The sequence below is a fragment of the Actinomyces lilanjuaniae genome (genome assembly GCF_003606385.1).
GTDB classification, from domain to species: domain Bacteria; phylum Actinomycetota; class Actinomycetes; order Actinomycetales; family Actinomycetaceae; genus Actinomyces; species Actinomyces lilanjuaniae.
Genome location: NZ_CP032514.1, coordinates 2,185,308 through 2,203,568, shown reverse-complemented (window position 1 = coordinate 2,203,568; position 18,261 = coordinate 2,185,308). Strand labels below are relative to the sequence as shown.

The 18,261-nt window shown below is 68.9% G+C and carries 16 protein-coding genes and 2 pseudogenes; 9 read left to right on the top strand and 9 right to left on the bottom strand.

The features are described 5' to 3' along the window. Positions 1-2 precede the first annotated feature (2 nt). Positions 3-752: an ABC transporter permease gene (locus D5R93_RS09440; RefSeq protein WP_119836676.1), complete on the top strand. Its 750-nt coding sequence runs from the start codon at positions 3-5 to the stop codon at positions 750-752. Positions 753-901: 149 nt separating this feature from the next. On the opposite strand, the gene D5R93_RS14140 is transcribed toward D5R93_RS09440, so the two are convergent. Together D5R93_RS14140 and yccX are read right to left on the bottom strand one after the other, a co-directional pair. Continuing rightward, a complete protein-coding gene (locus tag D5R93_RS14140) occupies positions 902-1,204 on the bottom strand; it encodes a hypothetical protein (protein WP_243106694.1) in 303 nt (100 codons plus the stop codon). Positions 1,205-1,281: 77 nt separating this feature from the next. After that, entirely contained in the window at positions 1,282-1,596 is a 315-nt protein-coding gene (yccX, locus tag D5R93_RS09430) for an acylphosphatase (protein ID WP_120204900.1), read from the bottom strand. Positions 1,597-1,638: 42 nt separating this feature from the next. Here yccX and D5R93_RS09425 point away from each other — a divergent pair, with 42 nt between their 5' ends. Beyond that, on the top strand, positions 1,639-2,571 hold the full coding sequence (locus D5R93_RS09425) for an endonuclease/exonuclease/phosphatase family protein (protein WP_120204897.1): 933 nt from the start codon (positions 1,639-1,641) through the stop codon (positions 2,569-2,571). A gap of 64 nt (positions 2,572-2,635) precedes the next feature. On the opposite strand, the gene galK is transcribed toward D5R93_RS09425, so the two are convergent. Next, positions 2,636-3,961 (bottom strand): galactokinase, encoded by a 1,326-nt coding sequence (galK, locus tag D5R93_RS09420; RefSeq protein WP_119836497.1) that lies wholly within the window; start codon positions 3,959-3,961, stop codon positions 2,636-2,638. Between the two features lie 21 nt (positions 3,962-3,982). Further along, positions 3,983-4,132 (bottom strand): hypothetical protein, encoded by a 150-nt coding sequence (locus D5R93_RS13340; RefSeq protein WP_162933904.1) that lies wholly within the window; start codon positions 4,130-4,132, stop codon positions 3,983-3,985. Between the two features lie 199 nt (positions 4,133-4,331). Between D5R93_RS13340 and D5R93_RS14825 the strand changes: the two are divergent. From D5R93_RS14825 to D5R93_RS09380, 7 genes and pseudogenes are all read left to right on the top strand, one after another. Further along, a pseudogene (locus tag D5R93_RS14825) lies at positions 4,332-4,520 on the top strand (2'-5' RNA ligase family protein); the annotation flags it as partial. 202 nt (positions 4,521-4,722) lie between these two features. Continuing rightward, positions 4,723-4,917, top strand: coding sequence for a hypothetical protein (locus D5R93_RS14820; protein ID WP_120204895.1), 195 nt, complete (start codon positions 4,723-4,725; stop codon positions 4,915-4,917). 35 nt (positions 4,918-4,952) lie between these two features. Further along, complete coding sequence (locus tag D5R93_RS09405; RefSeq protein WP_243106693.1) at positions 4,953-5,879, top strand: YihY/virulence factor BrkB family protein; 927 nt, start codon at positions 4,953-4,955, stop codon at positions 5,877-5,879. A gap of 239 nt (positions 5,880-6,118) precedes the next feature. After that, positions 6,119-6,532: a VOC family protein gene (locus tag D5R93_RS09400; RefSeq protein ID WP_162933903.1), complete on the top strand. Its 414-nt coding sequence runs from the start codon at positions 6,119-6,121 to the stop codon at positions 6,530-6,532. Positions 6,533-6,782: 250 nt separating this feature from the next. Then, entirely contained in the window at positions 6,783-7,094 is a 312-nt protein-coding gene (locus tag D5R93_RS15040; protein ID WP_423243332.1) for an AMP-binding enzyme, read from the top strand. Positions 7,095-7,119: 25 nt separating this feature from the next. Next, positions 7,120-7,326 (top strand): annotated as a pseudogene (locus D5R93_RS15035) (phosphopantetheine-binding protein); the annotation flags it as partial. 210 nt (positions 7,327-7,536) lie between these two features. Further along, complete coding sequence (locus tag D5R93_RS09380) at positions 7,537-8,907, top strand: mannose-1-phosphate guanylyltransferase (RefSeq protein WP_120204884.1); 1,371 nt, start codon at positions 7,537-7,539, stop codon at positions 8,905-8,907. Between the two features lie 83 nt (positions 8,908-8,990). On the opposite strand, the gene glgB is transcribed toward D5R93_RS09380, so the two are convergent. From glgB to D5R93_RS09355, 5 genes are all read right to left on the bottom strand, one after another. Next, entirely contained in the window at positions 8,991-11,222 is a 2,232-nt protein-coding gene (gene glgB / locus D5R93_RS09375) for a 1,4-alpha-glucan branching protein GlgB (protein WP_119836490.1), read from the bottom strand. Positions 11,223-11,380: 158 nt separating this feature from the next. Further along, positions 11,381-13,009: a phosphotransferase gene (locus tag D5R93_RS09370; RefSeq protein WP_243106691.1), complete on the bottom strand. Its 1,629-nt coding sequence runs from the start codon at positions 13,007-13,009 to the stop codon at positions 11,381-11,383. Beyond that, the gene (gene treS, locus D5R93_RS09365; RefSeq protein WP_119836672.1) at positions 13,006-14,799 is read right to left on the bottom strand and encodes a maltose alpha-D-glucosyltransferase; all 1,794 of its coding nucleotides are present in this window, start codon (positions 14,797-14,799) and stop codon (positions 13,006-13,008) included. Before treS ends, D5R93_RS09370 begins: the two co-directional genes overlap by 4 nt. 170 nt (positions 14,800-14,969) lie before the next feature. Continuing rightward, positions 14,970-17,075: an alpha-1,4-glucan--maltose-1-phosphate maltosyltransferase gene (locus D5R93_RS09360; RefSeq protein ID WP_120205981.1), complete on the bottom strand. Its 2,106-nt coding sequence runs from the start codon at positions 17,073-17,075 to the stop codon at positions 14,970-14,972. A 205-nt stretch (positions 17,076-17,280) separates the two neighbouring features. Beyond that, positions 17,281-18,159, bottom strand: a complete 879-nt coding sequence (locus tag D5R93_RS09355) for a GAD-like domain-containing protein (protein ID WP_120204882.1) — start codon at positions 18,157-18,159, stop codon at positions 17,281-17,283. Positions 18,160-18,261: the final 102 nt, after the last annotated feature.

The window sequence follows — 18,261 nt, the reverse complement described above, 5'->3', positions numbered from 1 at the left end:
CTGTGCTGCACGCAGAACTCACCAAGCTCAGGCGGTCCAGCACCTGGGTCATCGCGATCGTCCTGCCCGTCCTGGCGGTCGTCACCGGCACGCTCAACGCCATACGCAACGAGGACGCCCTCGGCTCCGGGTGGGGCCCGCTCACCTCCCAGGTGGTGCTCTTCTACGGCTTCCTGTTTTACTCGCTGGGCATCAGCCTGCTGACCGCGACCGTGTGGCGCACGGAGCACCAGGGCACCAACTGGAACCTGCTCCTGACCACCACAGCGGCTCCGCTGCGGCTGGTGGCTGCCAAGGCGGCCTCGGTCCTTCTGCTGGTGGCAGTCATGCAGGCCGTGCTGGTGGGCGGCACCGCTGCGGCGGGGCTGCTCGTGCTCCACCTGGAGGAGCCCTTCCCGTGGCAGTTCGCCCTGACGGGCCTGATCGCCCTGGTCGCGGCTCTTCCCCTGGTCGGGGTGCAGTCGCTGCTGTCGATGCTGCTGAGGTCCTTCGCCGCTCCCGTGGCGCTGTGCCTCCTGGGCTGCGTGGTCGGCATCGCCTCCGTGACCTCCACGGCTCTGCGCCCCCTCAGCTACGTGCTGCCCCAGGCTATCGCGACCCGAGCACTCAACCTGGGCTCCTTCGCCGCCCTGGCCGACTCCGGCGGTGTCGTCGTCCCCGACGTGGCACCCCTGCTGGCGTCCAGCCTGGTGCTTGCCGCCCTGCTCGCCTGGCTGGCAGCGGTGCTCATCCGGACGGTGAGGCTGCGCTGAGCGCTGAGCCAGGGACGGGGCAGGTGTGAGGTGAGTCTAGGTGAGCTTGTTGGGGCGAGTCCGCGAGGCGGGCCGCCTCCCCGGGTAGGGCTGTCCGCGTGTGTCCGGTGGCTGCCCGGTGCTGTTCGGTGGCCGGTCAGCCCGGGCGCTCACAGCTGCGTCTCCTCCTCCCGCGCCCGGCGTGCGGCCGCCAGATGCAGCGCGCCACGGCCCGCGACACCCGCTCCCGCCAGGCACAGGGGCATGGAGGCCAGCCACATGAGGGTGGAGGCCGGTGGGGTCGTGAGCTGGGCCGCGAGCGGCAGGCAGGCCGCCAGCACCATGATGGCCAGGCCCCAGCGCAGCGCCCTGCGCGCGCCCGGCGCACCTGGGGCCTGCGGGCGGCTCCCGGCTTGTGAGCCAGCCGGGGCTGTCGGTCCCGTCGTGTCCGTTGTACCTGGAATGTCCGTCATGTCTGTGCCGTCCCGTGTGGGCCGTCCCGTGTGGCTGCTGTGTGTGGCTGCTCTGTGCGTGCCGTGCCCGGCCAGCGTCAGCCGGTGACCTCGAAGCGGCGGCCGGTCAGGCTCCCCGCCCTGAGGTCGGTGATGCTGACCTGCTCCACGCGTGCCCAGCGCGGCCCCTTGTAGAGCCAGGCGACCAGCCGGGCGACGTCGTCGGCCGGTCCCTGCGCCATGACCTCGACGTCGCCGTCGGGCAGGTTGCGCACCTGGCCTACCAGGCCCAGCTGCTGGGCCTCGGCGGCACAGTGGTAGCGGAAGCCCACACCCTGGACCACACCGGTGACCAGGGCGTGGATGGTACGGGTACTGCGGGTACGAGAGGCGGAGCTGGTCGTGGGGGCCATGTGCCCATGGTGACAGCCTCCTGGGCTGTAGGCTAGGCAGCCATGCGTATCGCCACGGTCAACGTCAACGGTATCCGGGCTGCAGCCCGCAAGGGCATGGGGGACTGGCTGGCCGCCTGCGCCCCCGACGTCCTGCTGCTGCAGGAGGTCCGCGCCGACGAGCACATCGCTGCCGACCTCCTGCCCGGTTACACCGTGTCTACCTGGCCCTGTCGCATCAAGGGGCGCGCGGGCGTGTCCGTGGCGGTGCGGCAGGGCGGCCCGGCCGTCGTCAGTGCCGTGCGCCGGGGCGTGGCCGCGCCAGAGGCACCTGAGCCCGACGTGGACTCCGGGCGCTGGCTGGAGGTGGACCTCCGGCTGGGCAGGGACGTCGAGCCCGGTGAGACAGTCGGTGGCGAAAGCGGTGACGATACTGACGGCCCCGGTAGCGTGGCCACAGGGTCTGCTGTGGGGGGCACCGACCTGACGGTGGTCTCCGCCTACCTCCACTCCGGCCAGCTGGGCACGGAGAAGATGGATCAGAAGTACGCCCACCTGGCCCTGGTGGGGCGGCGCCTGGCCGCGCTGCTGGAGGCAAGCCGCCAGGGTGGGCCGCAGGCGCTGGTCGCGGGGGACTTCAACGTGGTCCGCTCCGAGCGCGACATCAAGAACTGGAAGCCCAACCACAACAAGATCGCCGGGGTCATGGACGAGGAGATCGCCCACCTGGAGGAGTGGTTCTCCTCCGGCTGGGTGGACGTCTCCCGTGTCCTGGCCGGAGCTGAGACCCAGGGTCCTTACACCTGGTGGTCCCAGAGGGGCAAGGCCTTCGACAACGACGCCGGGTGGAGGATCGACTACCAGGCCGCCACCCCGGGGCTGGCCGAGCGCGCGCGATCCTTCACGGTTGACCGTGCCCTGGACTACGCCTCCCGCTGGTCCGACCACGCCCCGCTGGTGGTTGACTACGCCGACGGCGCTGGCTGCGCTGACTAAGCCGACGGTGCTGCCGCAGCTCCTGCGGCTGGCTGGTCCCGACGCAGACCCTGCTGGTCCTGACTCAGGCCAGGCGGCCTGCGGGCGCTGAGGGGACGGCGTCGAGGAAGGCGGGCGGGGTGAACCCCGCCCGGGCGTAGGCGTCGGTGACAGCAGCCGCGACGTCGTGGACACGCGCGGCGTCCACCAGGGCGATCGCGGAGCCGCCAAAGCCGCCCCCGGTCATGCGGGCGCCGTGGGCTCCGGCGGAGCGGGCCGCCTCCACGGCTGTGTCCAGCTCGGGGCAGGTGCACTCGTAGTCCACGCGCAGGGACTCGTGGGAGGCGTCCATGAGAGCGCCAGCGGCGGCGAGCTTGTCACCTGCCAGAGGGCGGCCGTCCTGCAGGAGCCCCACCAGCTGGTGGGTCCGGTCAATCTCAGTGACCACGTGCCTGGTGCGGCGTACCAGCACGTCGGGCTCCAGCGTGTCGGCCCCGGCCGCGCTCGTGGAGCCCTGGGAGCCAGAGGCGGCTGCCCGCAGGCGCTCCAGCGCCTCGTCAAGGTCCTGCACGGCGACGTCGGCCAGCAGCTCGACACCCAGGAGGTTGGCCGCCTGCTCGCAGGCGGCGCGACGCTGGCCGTACTGGCCGTCAACCAGGGAGTGCTTTGCCTTGGTGTCGATGACCAGCAGTGCCAGTTCCTGGGCGGCAAGGTCAAAGGGCACGTGGGCTACCGACCCGTCCCGGCAGTCCAGCTCCAGGGCGTGCCCGGGCAGGCAGCGCAGGGAGGCGGACTGGTCCATGCCCCCGGTCGGTGCGCCAGCCATCTCGTTCTCAGCGCGCACGCACACCTGGACCAGCCGGGCACGCCCGGCGTCGTCAGGGGAGTCGGCACTGCCTGCCAGCCCCAGGCCTGCCACCTCGTCGATAGCGACAGCGGCCGAGCACTCCAGGGCCGCTGAGGAGGACAGGCCCCCACCCAGGGGCACGCAGGACACCAGGGCGGCGTCAAATCCCGGCAGGCCCGCGAAGCCCTCCCGCTCCAGCGCCCAGGCGACGCCAGCGACGTAGGCGGCCCACTGGCGGACCTCCCCTGGTGTCCCCTTGGGGCCGATCGTGTCCAGGTCCGTGACGTCAACCTGCTGCCTGGTCTGCGGGGAGACCAGGCGGACCGTGCGGTCTTGGCGCCTGCGCAGCGCCAGGTGGGCGCGGTGGGGCAGCGCGATGGGCAGGGCCAGGCCGCCGTTGTAGTCCGTGTGCTCACCGATGATGTTGACACGTCCCGGGGCGTACCACACGCCGTCGGGCTCGCCGCCAAAGGTCTCGCGGAACAGGGCGGTGGCAGCGCTGGTACCCTCCTGGGGCGACATGGCGGGGGTGAACAGAGGCTGGGTGGGCTGCTGGGTGCTCATCGGGGGTCTCCTGGGATTGGGTCAGTGGTGAGTGGAGCGGCGACGGCCGGGTGGGCTGTGGTCCGCGCAGTGGCTGGTAGCGGCTGGCGGCGGCAGCTGGTACCACGGGCGGCACGGCTGGTAGACCACCACGTCCTCGTGGGTGGTCGATCCGGGTGACACAGCGCGCACGTCGGTATTCTGCCAGAGTCTGCCGGTGTCTCCACCACGGGTGCTGTCAGAGGCTGGACGCGTCTGACCCCTGTCGGGACTGGTGCCCTGGCTCGCGGTAGTGTGGGCTCCTGCAGGGCGCTGCCACGCGGCTGCGGCAGGAGCAGACCTGTCCTCGCGGTCTCGCGGGCGGGTCCGGACAGGAAGGAGGTTGGTGGCCATGTACGTTCCTGTGACGGGCGCCAACCAGTGCGTCATCGGTGTGGTGCTTGCCCTGCCAGACGCGGGAGCGGAGCGGGTGCGTACCGTGCGCGCCATGGCAGGGGACCCCCTGGCCCAGGTGGTGCCACCCCACATCACGCTTCTGCCTCCTACCGCGGTGGACACTGACGCCCTGGCAGCGGTGGCTGATCACCTGCGGTGGGTGGCGTCCCGGACTGCCCCTTTGACGTCCGTCTGCGGGAGGTGGGCACCTTCCGACCGGTCTCCCCGGTGGTCTACCTCAGCCTGCGCAGCGGAGCCGCGCAGTGCGACCTTCTCCAGGCGCGTGTACGTGACGAGGCCGGCCCCTGGCGCGGCCGCTGAGCTTCCCCTTCCACCCGCACGTCACCTTGGCCCAGGGGCTGGACGACGCCAGCCTGGACCTGGCTGCCACTGCGGGCGCCGAGCTGGAAATCTCTTTTGAGGCTGCCAGTCTGGACCTCTGTCGCCTGTCCCCGCAGGGGCTGTGGGAAGAGATCAGGTCCTTCTCCTTCGGGACCTCCACCGACCTGTCCCCCCTCCCGCAGTTCCACCAGCACGTCTGAGAGGCTGGGCTGTGCTGGGAGGAGTCGGACAGCTGGTGGGACGCCTGCGGTGCTCGCGGGTGGGACGTGCCCTGGAGCGCTACCAGGAGGCGCACGGGAACCTCATCGCCGGGGGGATCGCCTACACCGGCCTGTTCTCGGTCTTCGCCGCCCTGGCGATCGGGGTGAGCGCCCTCATGGCGTTCGTCGGCAGCCACGACTCCGTGCGTCGGTCCGTCGTGACCACTATCGACTCGCTGCTTCCCGGGGTCGTGGACACCGGTAGCGGCGGCCTGGTCACCGTTGACCAGCTGGTGCTGGACTCGGCCCTCACCGTGGGGTCGGTCCTGGCCGTCGCAGCCCTGATGTTCTCGGCGATGAGTCTCATGGGGGCGATCCGGACGGGACTGAGAGCCGTGTTCACGCTGACGGACCAGTCCACGGGGCTGGTACGCACCCAGCTGATGAACCTGGTCGGTTTTGTCATCATCGTGGTGGGGGTCCTGGTGACTGCTGTCGCCTCGGTGCTCACCAGGCTCCTGTCGGGGGAGGCTGGGCAGGCCCTGGGGCTCTCAGGTGCGCTGACCAGCACCGGCTCCAGGGTGGCGGTCCTGGTGGTGTCATTCGTGATTGACTCCGGCATCCTGGCTCTCCTGGTGAGAGTGAGCGGCGCGCGGCCACCTCGGCGTGACCTGCTGTGGGGCAGTGCGCTGGGAGCGCTGGCCCTCGGGGTGCTGCGTGAGTTAGGGACCGACGTGGTGGGCTCCTCGGCGAGCAACCCCCTGCTGGCCTCCTTCGCTGCTGTCGCAGTGCTCCTGCTGTGGCTGAACCTGGCGGCCCGCGTGGTGCTGCTGACGGCGGCCTGGATGGCAGAGGCAGACGAGGCTCCCGCCGAAGGGTCCCACCGAGTTCCACCAGATGAGGCAAGTGCGCAGACCACGAAAGGCATAAGAAGAGCTCTTGGTGCTGGTGAAGGTCACTAAACTGTGTGAAGCGCTTGCGCCGCAGTACCATTTCGCTTAGACCGCAAGCACCAGTCAGGGTCAGCAGCCAGGCTGCGTCGGCAAGGCACGGTTGTGGTCCTGGAGGCGATACGGGATCATCAACCGGAAATCCCGCCCTAATAGGCTGTCAATCACGCAGGAGGGTACCTAGAATAATCTAAACAACAAATTATCGAATGAAGTCAGCTGATAGGTCGAGCAAGTTAAGGAGAAGGAAGATGAAGCCTGACCTCAGTCCATACCTGGCATTCGAGGGCAAGGCGCGCGAAGCGCTAAACTTTTACGCAGAGGCTCTTGGGGGAGACCCTTCGATCTACACTTACGGTAGTTATGATGCGAGCGACGACCCTCGTGACAGAGAAAGGGTGCTTTATGGTGTTTTGCGGACTCCGGACGGCTTTGTTGTTCGTGTGACCGATGTGCCGGTAGCAAGCAGCCTGACCCCAGGCGATAATTATTATATCTGCATAAGTGGTGACGATGAAGAGCTCATTCGGCGTTGCTGGAGCAATCTTTCTGAAGAAGCCACTATTACGATACCACTGGAAACTGCTAGTTGGGGTGACGCGTACGGACAGTTGATTGATAAGTTCGGTGTTACCTGGCAAATAAATATTGGCGACTCTGAATAAGATTCATCAGAATCGCCTGCATTCTTTTACCTCTTGATGACGGGGATACTGAACTGGGTATTTCCGGCCCTTGTTTAGCCGAAGGGTATGTTGGCGATTCTGATACTACAGATTCTACTTTTGTTTGGATTGATTCGACTCGAGTTTATCGTACCGGCGATGTTGTTTCTTCGGATTAGGGTGATTTGCAATGGATCCGGAGGCGAGATAGCCTTGTTAAGGTGCGTGGCCACCGCATTTCGACTTGGAAGTGAGGTTTGCTGTCGAGGCTTGTCCGGAAGTTATCGGATGTGTTATAGATGTTGTTGGCGCCGAAGTTGATGCGGCTGAAATGGTTGCGTATATTGCTGTTGTGGACGGGTTTAATGATCTAGGTTCTATTCAGAGTTTCGTTTCGTCTGAGTTGCCTGAATACATGTTACCTGACAGATGGGTTATAGTTGATGATTTTCCTTTGAACTCTAATGGTAAGTGCGATCTTCGTTTACTGCGATCTTTCGAGACAAATCGCCGACGGTGGAGGCGACGAGGTTTCCGACGAGAATCCGCAGTTGAATTTTAGATATTAGGATGCTTTTCAAGATGTATTTTCTACTATTTGTCCTGAAGCATTGGAGTCGCCGTCTGACAGTTTTGTCTCCTTAGGGGTGACTTCGGCGCAGGCTTTAATGATAGGGGCGCTTCTCAGCAGGAAGTTAGAGTTGCACATCTCCGCCAAGGACGTTATCGACGCGGGAAGCATTGATCGACTCGTCCTCCATGCAAAATATATTTGCAGTTCAGGAGATTCTTGAGTTTTAATGGATGACATCTATGCTTTGTCCCGTAGTGCATGAGTGAGTTTGCTCTCCACGGAACTAAGTTGAAGGGAGTCGTGCGCCTCGAGTGTCTGTGGTGTGTGGACTACGCTGTCGCGCTTCACCGGGGGTTACCTGCGTACTCGCCTGACGCGCTGCGGTACAGCGCCGGGGTAGTCTGCCGGGGTGGGTGACACGAGGACTGAGATGACCGGGCGGCCAGGGCGCCCGGAGAGAGCTGTCCAGGCCGCAGGCTCAGCAGGACAGGCGCGCAGGCTGGCACAGCGGCACGCTGAGTCGGTGGGGAGCAGGCAGATCCACGCGATCATCCCGGCCGGCGGGGCTGGGACCCGGCTGTGGCCGCTGAGCCGCCACCGCCGTCCCAAGTTCCTCCTCGACCTCACCGGTAGCGGACGCAGCCTACTCCAGGCCACGGTCGCCCGCCTGGCGCCGGTGGCGGCCACGACGACGGTGGTCACCGGAGCCGCCCACCTGGAGGCCGTGGCGGACCAACTTCCCGGGCTCCCGCCTGACAACCTCATTGCCGAGCCCTCACCGCGTGACTCCATGGCTGCCATCGGCCTGGCGGCAGCCATCATCGCCTACCGGTACGGCCGTGAGGCGGTCGTGGGCTCCTTCGCCGCCGACCACGTCATCACTGACGAGGCTGCCTTTACCGACGCCGTCACCCAGGCGGCTGTCCTGGCGGAGGCGGGCTGGGTGGTGACTATCGGCATCGAGGCCACCGGGCCCTCCACCGCCTTCGGCTACATCCGTGCCGGCCGACGCCTCGGGGTGCCAGGAGCCCCCCAGGGCTACCAGGTCCTGGGCTTCACCGAGAAACCGGATGCGGCTACCGCGCAGTCCTACCTGGATGCAGGTGGCTACCAGTGGAACGCGGGCATGTTCGTGGCCCGGGCCGGGGTGCTGCTGGACCACCTCGCGGCCCAGCGCCCGGACCTGGCAGCGGGGATCGAGGGGGTGGCCCAGGTCTGGGACACCCCCAGGCGGAGCAGTGTCGTCGCGCAGGTGTGGCCGGGCCTGGAGAGGATCGCCATCGACCACGCCATCGCCGAGCCGGTGGCCGCCGAGGGGGGAGTGGCCGTGGTCCCGGCCTCCATGGGGTGGGACGACGTCGGCGGCTACGACAGCCTCGTCCAGCTGGTGCCAACCCGCACGGAGGGGCCTGCCGCAGGAGCCGCCGTCCTGGACTTCGCCCTGGCAGGCCAGGACGGTACGACAGGACGTGCCTCAAGGCCTGCGCCTGTACCTGAGGACGGCCGAGCAGCGGTGGCGGCCAGTCCGCCTGCACCGGCTCGGGAGGGCACGGCTGCGCAGGGTGGGAGCGAGACTGAGGAGAATACCGAGGAGAATGAGGACGAGGAGGTTGAGGTGTTCTCCTCGCCGGGGTCGCTCGTGGCCGCAGCGAGCGGCAGGACGGTGGTGCTGCTGGGCGTGCCCGGGGTCGTCGTGGTTGACACCCCGGACGCGCTCCTGGTGACGACTCCAGACCACGCGCAGGAGGTCAAGGGTGTTGTTGACCGACTGGCCGACCACGGGCGGGATGAGCTGCTCTGACCTGCTCTGACGGGACGCCCCGGGGCTCCTAGAACGCGGACCGGGGCCGGAGCACACGCCCCGGCCCCGGGAAGGCCTGCCCCTCAGTCCTGTGAGGGCCGCAGGAAGACGGCGCCCAGCGGGGGCACGCGCAGCCGTACGGAGGCGGGACGCCCGTTCCAGGGCAGCTCCTCAGCCTCAAGGTGGCCCAGGTTGCCCACGCCGGAGCCCCCGTACTGCGGGGAGTCGGTGTTGAGGACCTCGTCCCAGTCGCCAGCGAAGGGCAGCCCCACGCGGTAGCCCTCGTGCGGGGTGCCGGCGAAGTTGACCACGCACACCATCAGGTCCGCCCTGCCCTCGGCGTCAGTGCCCTTGCGCAGGTAGGACAGGACGTTGTGGTCCCCGTCCCCGGCCTCGATCCACTCGAAGCCTCGGTGGGAGAAGTCCTCGGCCCACAGGGCGGGAGAGGCCTTGTAGAGGGTGTTGAGGTCGGTGACGAGCCGCAGCAGGCCCTGGTGGCCGGGGTCGTCCAGGATCCACCAGTCCAGGGAGTTGTCCGCGTTCCACTCCGCGCCCTGGCCGAACTCCTGGCCCATGAAGAGCAGCTGCTTGCCCGGGTGGGACCACTGGTAGGCGTACAGGGCGCGCAGGCCCGCCAGCTCCTGCCAGGCGTCGCCGGGCATCTTGGACAGCAGGGAGCCCTTGCCGTGGACCACCTCGTCGTGGCTCAGGGGCAGGATGAACTGCTCGGAGAAGGCGTAGACCAGGGAGAAGGTCAGCTCGCCGTGGTGGTAGCGGCGGTTGACCGGGTCCTCCGCCAGGTAGCGCAGAGTGTCGTTCATCCAGCCCATGTTCCACTTCAGGCCGAAGCCCAGGCCGCCGTACTCCGTGGGGGCGGTCACCCCCGGCCAGGCGGTAGACTCCTCGGCCGCCATGAGGATGCCCGGGCACTTGCGGTAGGCGGTCGCGGTAGACTCCTGGAGGAAGCTGATGGCCTCCAAGTTCTCCCGCCCACCGAACTGGTTGGGGTGCCACTGACCGTCCTCGCGGGAGTAGTCCAGATAGAGCATAGAGGCCACCGCGTCCACGCGTAGGCCGTCGATGTGGAAGTCCTGGAGCCAGTACAGGGCGTTGGCCACCAGGAAGTTACGTACCTCGTTGCGACCGAAGTTGAACACGTAGGTGCCCCAGTCGGGGTGCTCACCGCGCTGGGGATCGGGGTCCTCGTACAAGGCGGTGCCGTCGAAGCGCGCCAGTGCCCACTCGTCCTTGGGGAAGTGGGCGGGGACCCAGTCCAGGATGACACCGATGCCCGCCTGGTGGAGCTGGTCCACCAGGTACCTGAAGTCGTCAGGGGTCCCGAATCTCGCCGTGGGAGCGTAGTAGCCGGTGACCTGGTAGCCCCAGGAGCCTCCGAAGGGGTGCTCGGCCACGGGCATGAGCTCGACGTGGGTGAAGCCTGCCTCCTTGACGTAGGGCACGAGCTCCTCGGCCAGTCCCCGGTAGCCCAGGCCCTGGCGCCACGAGCCGACGTGGACCTCGTAGATGCTCATGGGCTGGTTGTGGGGGTTGGTCTCCGCCCTCCTGGCCATCCACTCCTGGTCACCCCACTCGTGGAAGCGGTCGGTAACCACGCTGGCGGTGGCCGGGGGGACCTCGGTGGCTCGGGCCAGGGGGTCGGCCTTCTGGTGCCAGGAGCCGTCGGCGAAGCAGATCTCGTACTTGTACCGGGCGCCCACCCCAACCCCTGGGACGAACAGCTCCCACACACCGGAGGAGCCCAGGGAGCGCATAGCGGTGGCGGTGCCGTCCCAGTAGTTGAAGTCGCCCACCACGCGCACGGCCCGGGCGTTGGGCGCCCACACCGCGAAGGCGGTGCCGTCCACGTCCCCCAGCGAGCCGGAGAAGTGCTTGACGTGGGAGCCCAGTACCTCCCACAGCTCCTCGTGGCGCCCCTCGGAGATGAGGTAGGTGTCCATCTCGCCCAGGGTGGGCAGGAAACGGTAGGGGTCGTCCACGGTCGTGGTCTCGTCCCCGTAGGTGACCTTGATGCGGTAGTCGGGGACCTCCTGGCCGGGCAGGACCGCGACCCACACGCCGTCCTGCTCGTGGGTGGCGGGATAGGCGCCCTCCGCAGTGACCACGACGACGGCGTCGGCCAGGTGGCGCACGGTACGCACCGTCACCCCGTGGTCGCCCACGTGGGCGCCGAGGACCTCGTGCGGGTTGTGGTAGCGGGCGTAGGCCACGTCTGCCAGCACCCAGGGGTCCACGGGGACGGGCCTGGGCTGCGCGGCGTTGTCGGGGGCGGGCTCGGGTGCGGTCGCATCGGTCATGAGTCAACTATTCCATGGGTCGAGGGCTGGTGGGAGTGTTTGGGCGGCCAAGTCAGTACCTGAGTCGGCAGCTCAGCCAGCGGGCAGGGTCGGCGGCCTGGTTCGTGGCCTGGTCAGCGGCCCGGCTAAGGGTGTCGCCGACTGAGCCGCTGAGCGCCTCAGCGGTGTGCAGGACCCGGGGCACCCGGTGCGGTAGGAGTCCCCAGCAGACAGGCGATACCGTCCAGAGGGATGTCGAGCCAGTCGGGACGGTTACGGGCCTCGTAGACGGCCTCGTACAGGGCCTTGTCCAGCTCGAGGCAGGCCAGCAGCACCTCGGAGGCAGCCTGGTCCAGCGCGGTTGGGCCGTGCCCGTGGCGGGCACGGCTGTAGTAGCCGTCAGTGAAGGCGCGGCGCACTGCGGGCAGCCAGTCCGGGTGCACGGTCCTGCCCACCGCCGCGGCGTAGTCGAAGGAGCGCAGCATGCCCGCCACGTCGCGCAGAGGCTGGTCGGGACGAGTGCGCTCCGCCAGCGGGCGCAGGGGCTCCCCCTCGAAGTCCAGGACGTACCACCGCTGCTGCCCGCCGGTCTCGTGGAGGACCTGGCCCAGGTGGTAGTCGCCGTGGACCCGTGAGGACGGGCCCAGGGTGTCCAGCGCCTCCAGGCGGGTGAGGAAGCGGCGGACCTGGTCTGCGGCACCGGGTATCCTCTGGGAGACCTCAGGGACCTCGGCCAGCGCCCACCCGGCGCGCAGCCTCAGGGCGGCCGCCAGGTCGCGGGGCGAGGGCGGTGCGCTGGCTCCCAGGGCGGAGACCAGGTGGTCGTGCATCTGCGCGGTCGTATCCCCCAGGGACGCAGCCAGGGACAGCGCCCTCTTGCGGCGCGGCCCGTCGGCGTCGTCGGAGGAGGCCAGCGCGCAGAACAGCTCGAAGCCGTCCTCGGCCTCGGGTACGAAGACGCAGGCCACGGCCGAGTCGGTGGAGACTGTGGATGCTGTGGCAGGTGCGGGCATCGTGCTGGGTCCTAGCTCCGACCGGGCAGGGTTCCAGGTAGCCACGGACCAGGCCACAGGCCTGCGGACCCGGTCCCAGCCGTCGCGGGCCAGGGCCACGGAGACCTCCACGTCCGGGTTGCGCCCCTCGTCCAGGACCCGGAGGAGCTTGACGACGAGGTCCGGGACGCAGGCGTCCTCAGGGCCGCCTGGCTGCTGGCCACAGGCAGGGGCTGGCAGTACCACCGAGCTGTTCGACTGCTGGGAGGTGGACACGCGCAGCCGGTGGGCGCGCTGGAGGATCGCCCTGGCCCCGTCCTCCTCCAGGACCGTGCCCGCCTCCAGGGCCTGCCGGGCCCAGGCCCGCCAGAAGTCCGGGTGGTGGGCGCCGTCGACGAGAGCCACCTGGCCGCTAGGACCTTCCAGGGTGAGGCCGTGGCTGCCCGGGGGCTCGCCAGCAACCGCGAAGGAGTCCAGGGCGCCGGGCTCCTCCAGGACCATGGGCACGTGCAGCACTACCTGCCCCCGCAGTCCCTGGGCCGCCTCCACTCCGTCAGTGCTTGCCCCGCTTGCCCTGCCGACGTCGGCCCCGCCCTGCCCGGTGACCCCCTCCTCCGCTGTGGCTGGCTGCGTGCTGCGGGGGACGGCGACGAGCAGGTCACGTACTGCCGGGGCCATATCCTGGCAGGCGACCAGCCTCAGTGACTGCGGCTCGGACCCGGCGGCGCCCTTGAGCGGGAACCACCGGCGGGCGGGCAGCCAGGCCCCCAGAGCCTCCAGCAGCGCCTCGTCCTGCGGCCAGGCCCCGGATCTCACAGCCCCTCCCCGGCGGGCTGCGAGGGCATACCCGGGACCGTGCTCCTCCACGTCGCCTCCGCGACCGCTCCTGAGGCAGCATCCGGGCGTGTCACGGACAGCCAGTAGTAGCCACGGGCCCCCAGTGTCAGGGTGAGCACACCGGACTCGTCGAACCGGGGGAAGACGGTGCCCCCAAAGACGTCGGTGGTGCTCATCCCGGCCAGGTCCGGGGCCTGGACCCTCACCGAGCGCGGCACGGAGGACAGGTTCGTCACGCACAGGAGCGTCTCCCCGCCCGGTCCCGCCTCGGAGCGGGTGTGGGCCAGGACCGCATCGTCGCTGGTGGGACGCAGACGGAAGTCGCCTCGTCCCAGTGCCGGGTGCTGGCGCCTCAGGTGCAGCAGGCGGCGCATAAAGTGCAGCAGGGAGTCGGGCCGGGCCATCTCGGTGGCTACTGTCAGGTGGGAGTAGCCCGGGGTCTGGATGAGGGGCAGGGTGAGGGAGCCCGGGTCCACCGCAGTGGAGAAGCCCATGTTGGGCGAGTCGTCCCACTGCATGGGGGTGCGCACGGCGTCGCGGTCCTCCAGCCAGATGTTCTCCCCCATGCCGATCTCGTCACCGTAGTAGAGGCAGGGGCTTCCTGGCAGGGACAGCAGCAGCGCGTTAGCCAGCTCGATCTCCGCGCGGGAGGCGTCCAGCAGCGGCGCCAGGCGGCGGCGTATCCCGATGTTGGCCCGCATACGCTCGTCAGGTGCGTACCAGGCGTACATCTGGGCCCGCTCGGCGTCGGTGACCATCTCCAGGGTCAGCTCGTCGTGGTTGCGCAGGAAGGTACCCCACTGGCCGTGGGCCGGAATCTGCGGGGTCTGCTCCAGCACCCAGCGGACCGCTGTGGCTGACTCCTGGCGCAGGGCGTAGTAGATCCGAGGCATCACCGGGAAGTGGAAGCACATGGTGCACTCCGGCGCCTCCTCGGTGCCGAAGTAGTCCACGACGTCGTGTGGCCACTGGTTGGCCTCCGCGATCGTGATGACACCGGGGAACTCCCGGTCCAGCATGGCCCGGATCCCGGCGACGACGGCGTGGGTGCCTGGCAGGTTCTCGCAGTTGGTCCCCTCTTCCTCGGTGAGGTAGGGGACCGCGTCCAGGCGGAAGCCGTCCACGCCGGTGCGCGCCCAGAACCGGATGACGTCGTGGACGGCTTCCACCACGGCCGGGTTGTCGTAGTTGAGGTCGGGCTGGTGGGAGAAGAACCGGTGCCAGTAGAACTGGCCGCGCTCGACGTCGTAGGCCCAGTTGGACTCCTCGGTGTCTACGAAGATGATCCGTGTGTCCGGGTAGCCGGAGTCGTCGTCACGCCACACGTAGAAGTCCCCGTAGGGTCCCTCAGGGTCCGAGCGGGAGGCCTGGAACCACGGATGGGTGTCCGAGGTGTGGTTGAGGACCATGTCGATGACCACCCGGATACCCCGCTGGTGGGCCTGGTGGACCATCTCGCGGAAGTCCTCCATCGTCCCGTAGCGGGGGTCTACGGCAGTGTAGTCCGAGACGTCGTAGCCGCCGTCGCGCATGGGGGAGGGGTAGAACGGCGGGATCCAGATGCAGTCCACTCCCAGCCAGGCCAGGTAGTCCAGGCGGGAGATGAGGCCGATCAGGTCGCCCGTGCCGTCACCGTCGGAGTCGGCGAAGGAACGCAGCAGCGCCTCGTAGAACACGGCGGTGCGGAACCACTCCGGGTCCGCGCTGATGCCAGGACGGTCCTGGTGGGGCAGCACGGGGATGCCGGGGACCGGCGGTGCCACTGTCATCGGGACGGCACTGCCTGCGGTGACAGGCGCAGCGGCGGTGGTGACGGGAGGACCTGCTGGAGCGGCAGCGTCCGAGGCCAGGACGGGTAGCCCGGCTGCTGGTGTCACTGACCCCGGTGCTGCCAGCAGCCCTGCCGTAGGCACTTCGCCAGCACCGGAAAAGGCCTCGTTCACAGCGCCTCCACCGCGAACACGTGGGCGGCCTGTCCGACGAAGGGGTCCAGACGCACGTAGTTCTGGCCGGACCACTCGTAGGACCCCTCGTCCAGGAGGTCGGTGACGCGGACCACTGGGCGGGAGCCGTCGGTCTCAGCGGGCAGCCCCAGGGCCTCCAGGTTGAGGAAGACCTCCCCGGCCCGGGCGCTGTGCGGGTCCAGGTTGACCACGGTGAGCACCGTGTCGTCACGCCCGGTCGGGCTGTGGGCGGCGTCCACCCGCTTGGAGTAGGCGATGATGTGGTCGTCGCTGGTGGGGTGGAACCACACGTCACGCAGCTGTCGCAGCGCGGGGTGGGCGGCGCGTGCGGCGTTGAGGCGCGTGAGCAGCTCCTCAATGCCGTTGGAGCGGGCGGCGGCGAAGTCACGGGGCTTGTACTCGTACTTCTCGTTGTCGATCTGCTCCTCGTAGCCGGGGCGAGGCACCGACTCGGCCAGCTCGTAGCCGGAGTAGATGCCCCAGGTGGGCGACAGCGTGGCTGCCAGGACGGCGCGCAGCCGGAAGGCAGGCACCTTCCCGGCCGTCATGAAGGGGGTGAGGATGTCGTGGGTGGTAGGCCAGAAGGTCGGGCGCAGCACGTGGGCGGTCTCCTGGCTCAGCTCCACCACGTAGTCGGTCAGCTCCGCCTTGGTGTTGCGCCAGGCGAAGTAGGTGTAGGACTGGTGGAACCCGATCTTGCCCAGGGTGCGCATCATGGCCGGGCGGGTGAAGGCCTCAGCCAGGAACAGGACGTCAGGGGACTCGGCTCGCACCTGGGCGATGAGGCGCTGCCAGAAGGGTAGGGGCTTGGTGTGCGGGTTGTCCACCCGGAAGATCGTCACCCCGTGGTGGACCCAGGTGCGCACTACCTCCAGGATGGCCTGGTAGATCCCCTCCGGGTCGTTATCGAAGTTGAGAGGGTAGATGTCCTGGTACTTCTTGGGGGGGTTCTCTGCGTAGGCGATGGACCCGTCGGCCAGGACGGTGAACCACTCGGGGTGCTCAGCCACCCACGGGTGGTCCGGGGAGCACTGGAGGGCCAGGTCCAGGGCTACCTCCATGCCGAGCTGGCGGGCGCGCTCCACCAGGGCGTCAAAGTCGTCGAAGGTACCCAGATCGGGGTGGATGACGTCGTGGCCGCCTTCGGGGGAGCCGATTCCATAGGGGGAGCCCGGGTCGCCGGGGCGGGCTGTGAGGGTGTTGTTGCGACCCTTGCGGTTGGTGGTGCCGATCGGGGAGACCGGGGTGAGGTAGAGGACGTCGAAGCCCATGGCAGCGATGCGGTCCAGGTGCTCGGTGGCGGTGCGCAGGGTGCCGGAGTGCCAGTTGCCGTGCTCGTCGGCGCCCGAGCCCAGGGAGCGGGGGAAGATCTCGTACCAGGAGCCGGCCAGGGCGCGGGTGCGGTCCACCTGCAGGGGGTAGGACGCCGAGGAAGAGACCAGGTCGCGCAGGGGCAGGCGCTCCAGCACGGTGGTCACCTCCTGCGACAGGCCTGCCTCCAGGCGGGCGTCCGCCTCCTGGGAGGTGTCGCGCAGTGCCGCAGCGGCCCGGGTCAGCACCTCGGCGTCCTCGGGAGCGCGCCCGGGGACCTGGGCGGCGCGTTCCATGACGCGCGCGCCCTCCTCCAGCATCAGCTCGACGTCGACCCCGGCAGGCACCTTGATGGAGGCATCGTGCGCCCACGTGCCGTAGGGGTCGGACCAGCCCTCCACCCGGAAGCGCCAGTCGCCGGGAGTGTCAGGGGCCAGCCGGGCCTCGTAGCGGTCCAGGCCCACGGCGACCTCGTGCATGCGCGCGCTGGGCCCGTTGGTGCCGTCAGGGCGGACCAGCACGGCAGTGGCCCCGAAACGGTCATGGCCCTCCCGGAAGACCGTGGCGCGCACTGGAATCACCTCGCCGACCACGGCCTTGGCGGGCCAGCGGCCGTCCTCCACCACGGGGAAGACCTCGGTGACCGGGATGCGACCGACGGGTGCGAAGGGAGCGGGCTGGGGCACCGCCCCCACCGGGTAGGACCCGGCGGCTGAGGAGCCGACAGGAGCGGCCTCCTCTGACGGGGTCGGCAGGGACGGGGGCGTCATCGGTGCGGCCGTGCTCGGCGTCGTGTGCTCAGTCACAGGGACAGGGTACCTGCCTGTCGCGGTACCGGGGGACCGACGGTGGGACGCGGTGTGTGGTCCGGGCCTCGGGGCGTTGCCTGGTGGCATGGCTGGGGCCTGTGGGGTGGATGCAGGTCCGGGGCGGGCTGGCGGGCGCGCAGGCGCCTGACGCTGCGGCGCCAGGCGGTCAGCACGACCTGGAACCCCAGCGGCAGGTGGCCCCGACCCGCTGCGGCCTGGCGCCGGGCGGCAGCGTCAACCACGGCCGCGTTGCAGGGGTTCTGCGCCCCCAGGGAGGAGCTGACCCCCGGTCACCAGGCACCGGCGCGCCCGAGACGTCCCGGGCCGACTCGGGGCCACCACCCAGGACCTGGTCCTGGTTGTGCAGCTCCGCCACTTTCCACACGGCCTCACCCGCCCAGCCACGCGCCTGCTCCTGTGACCAGCGAAAGCCACGTACTCCGTACTCAATGAGTTTGTCTGTGAGCCGCCTGCGTGCGCGTCCGGTGGCCTCGGCGCCCTTCCTGCCCTCCTGGTGGAACAGGTCGCCGGCGGCCAGGTAGTCCTGGGCGGGCACCTGGGCCAGGACCTGGTACTGGCCGTGGAGCTGGAGCTCGAACTCCACCCCCCTGGCACGCAGGCCGGGGCTGCGCCCGCTGTGGTAGAACGGCGCGCACCACGCCCCGCTGGGCCTGCACGACCAGGTAGGCGCGGGCGTCCACCACGCGCAGGTTGTCCACGCTGACCCGCCCGCCCAGCACCGGCGCGACGATGAACCCGTAGACCTGGCCGACCCCCACCGGCCCCAGCCGCCCCAGCGCCAACGGCCCCACAGGAACAGGTTGCCCATGGCCGAGCGCGCCAGGCAGTACCAGGTGTCCGAGAACGCCAGCCGGTCACGCACCGGGTCCAGCCACTCACTGACCACCGGCTCCCACTCCAGAGGGTCAGTGACCCAGAACAGGCCCCGCCCGAACCCCTCGAACCCGAACCGCCGCCACACCCGCAGCACCGAGCGCGGTAGCACCCGCCCCAGAACCCGAACCAGGAGCCTGGGCGCCGTCACTCACCATCAGCTCCTCACCGAGGCGTCCTGGATCTGACCGGCGCGGGCGACCCGCCACCGTGTCTTGTCCATGTGCGTGGGCACACCGTAACCCATGCCACG

Coding starts and splice junctions, on each gene's coding strand:
- D5R93_RS14140 (WP_243106694.1), bottom strand. CDS start 1,204: ATGACGGACATTCCAGGTACAACGGACACGACGGGACCGACAGCCCCG.
- yccX (WP_120204900.1), bottom strand. CDS start 1,596: ATGGCCCCCACGACCAGCTCCGCCTCTCGTACCCGCAGTACCCGTACC.
- D5R93_RS09425 (WP_120204897.1), top strand. CDS start 1,639: ATGCGTATCGCCACGGTCAACGTCAACGGTATCCGGGCTGCAGCCCGC.
- galK (WP_119836497.1), bottom strand. CDS start 3,961: ATGAGCACCCAGCAGCCCACCCAGCCTCTGTTCACCCCCGCCATGTCG.
- D5R93_RS09400 (WP_162933903.1), top strand. CDS start 6,119: ATGAAGCCTGACCTCAGTCCATACCTGGCATTCGAGGGCAAGGCGCGC.
- D5R93_RS09380 (WP_120204884.1), top strand. CDS start 7,537: ATGACCGGGCGGCCAGGGCGCCCGGAGAGAGCTGTCCAGGCCGCAGGC.
- glgB (WP_119836490.1), bottom strand. CDS start 11,222: ATGACCGATGCGACCGCACCCGAGCCCGCCCCCGACAACGCCGCGCAG.
- treS (WP_119836672.1), bottom strand. CDS start 14,799: ATGACAGTGGCACCGCCGGTCCCCGGCATCCCCGTGCTGCCCCACCAG.
- D5R93_RS09360 (WP_120205981.1), bottom strand. CDS start 17,075: ATGACGCCCCCGTCCCTGCCGACCCCGTCAGAGGAGGCCGCTCCTGTC.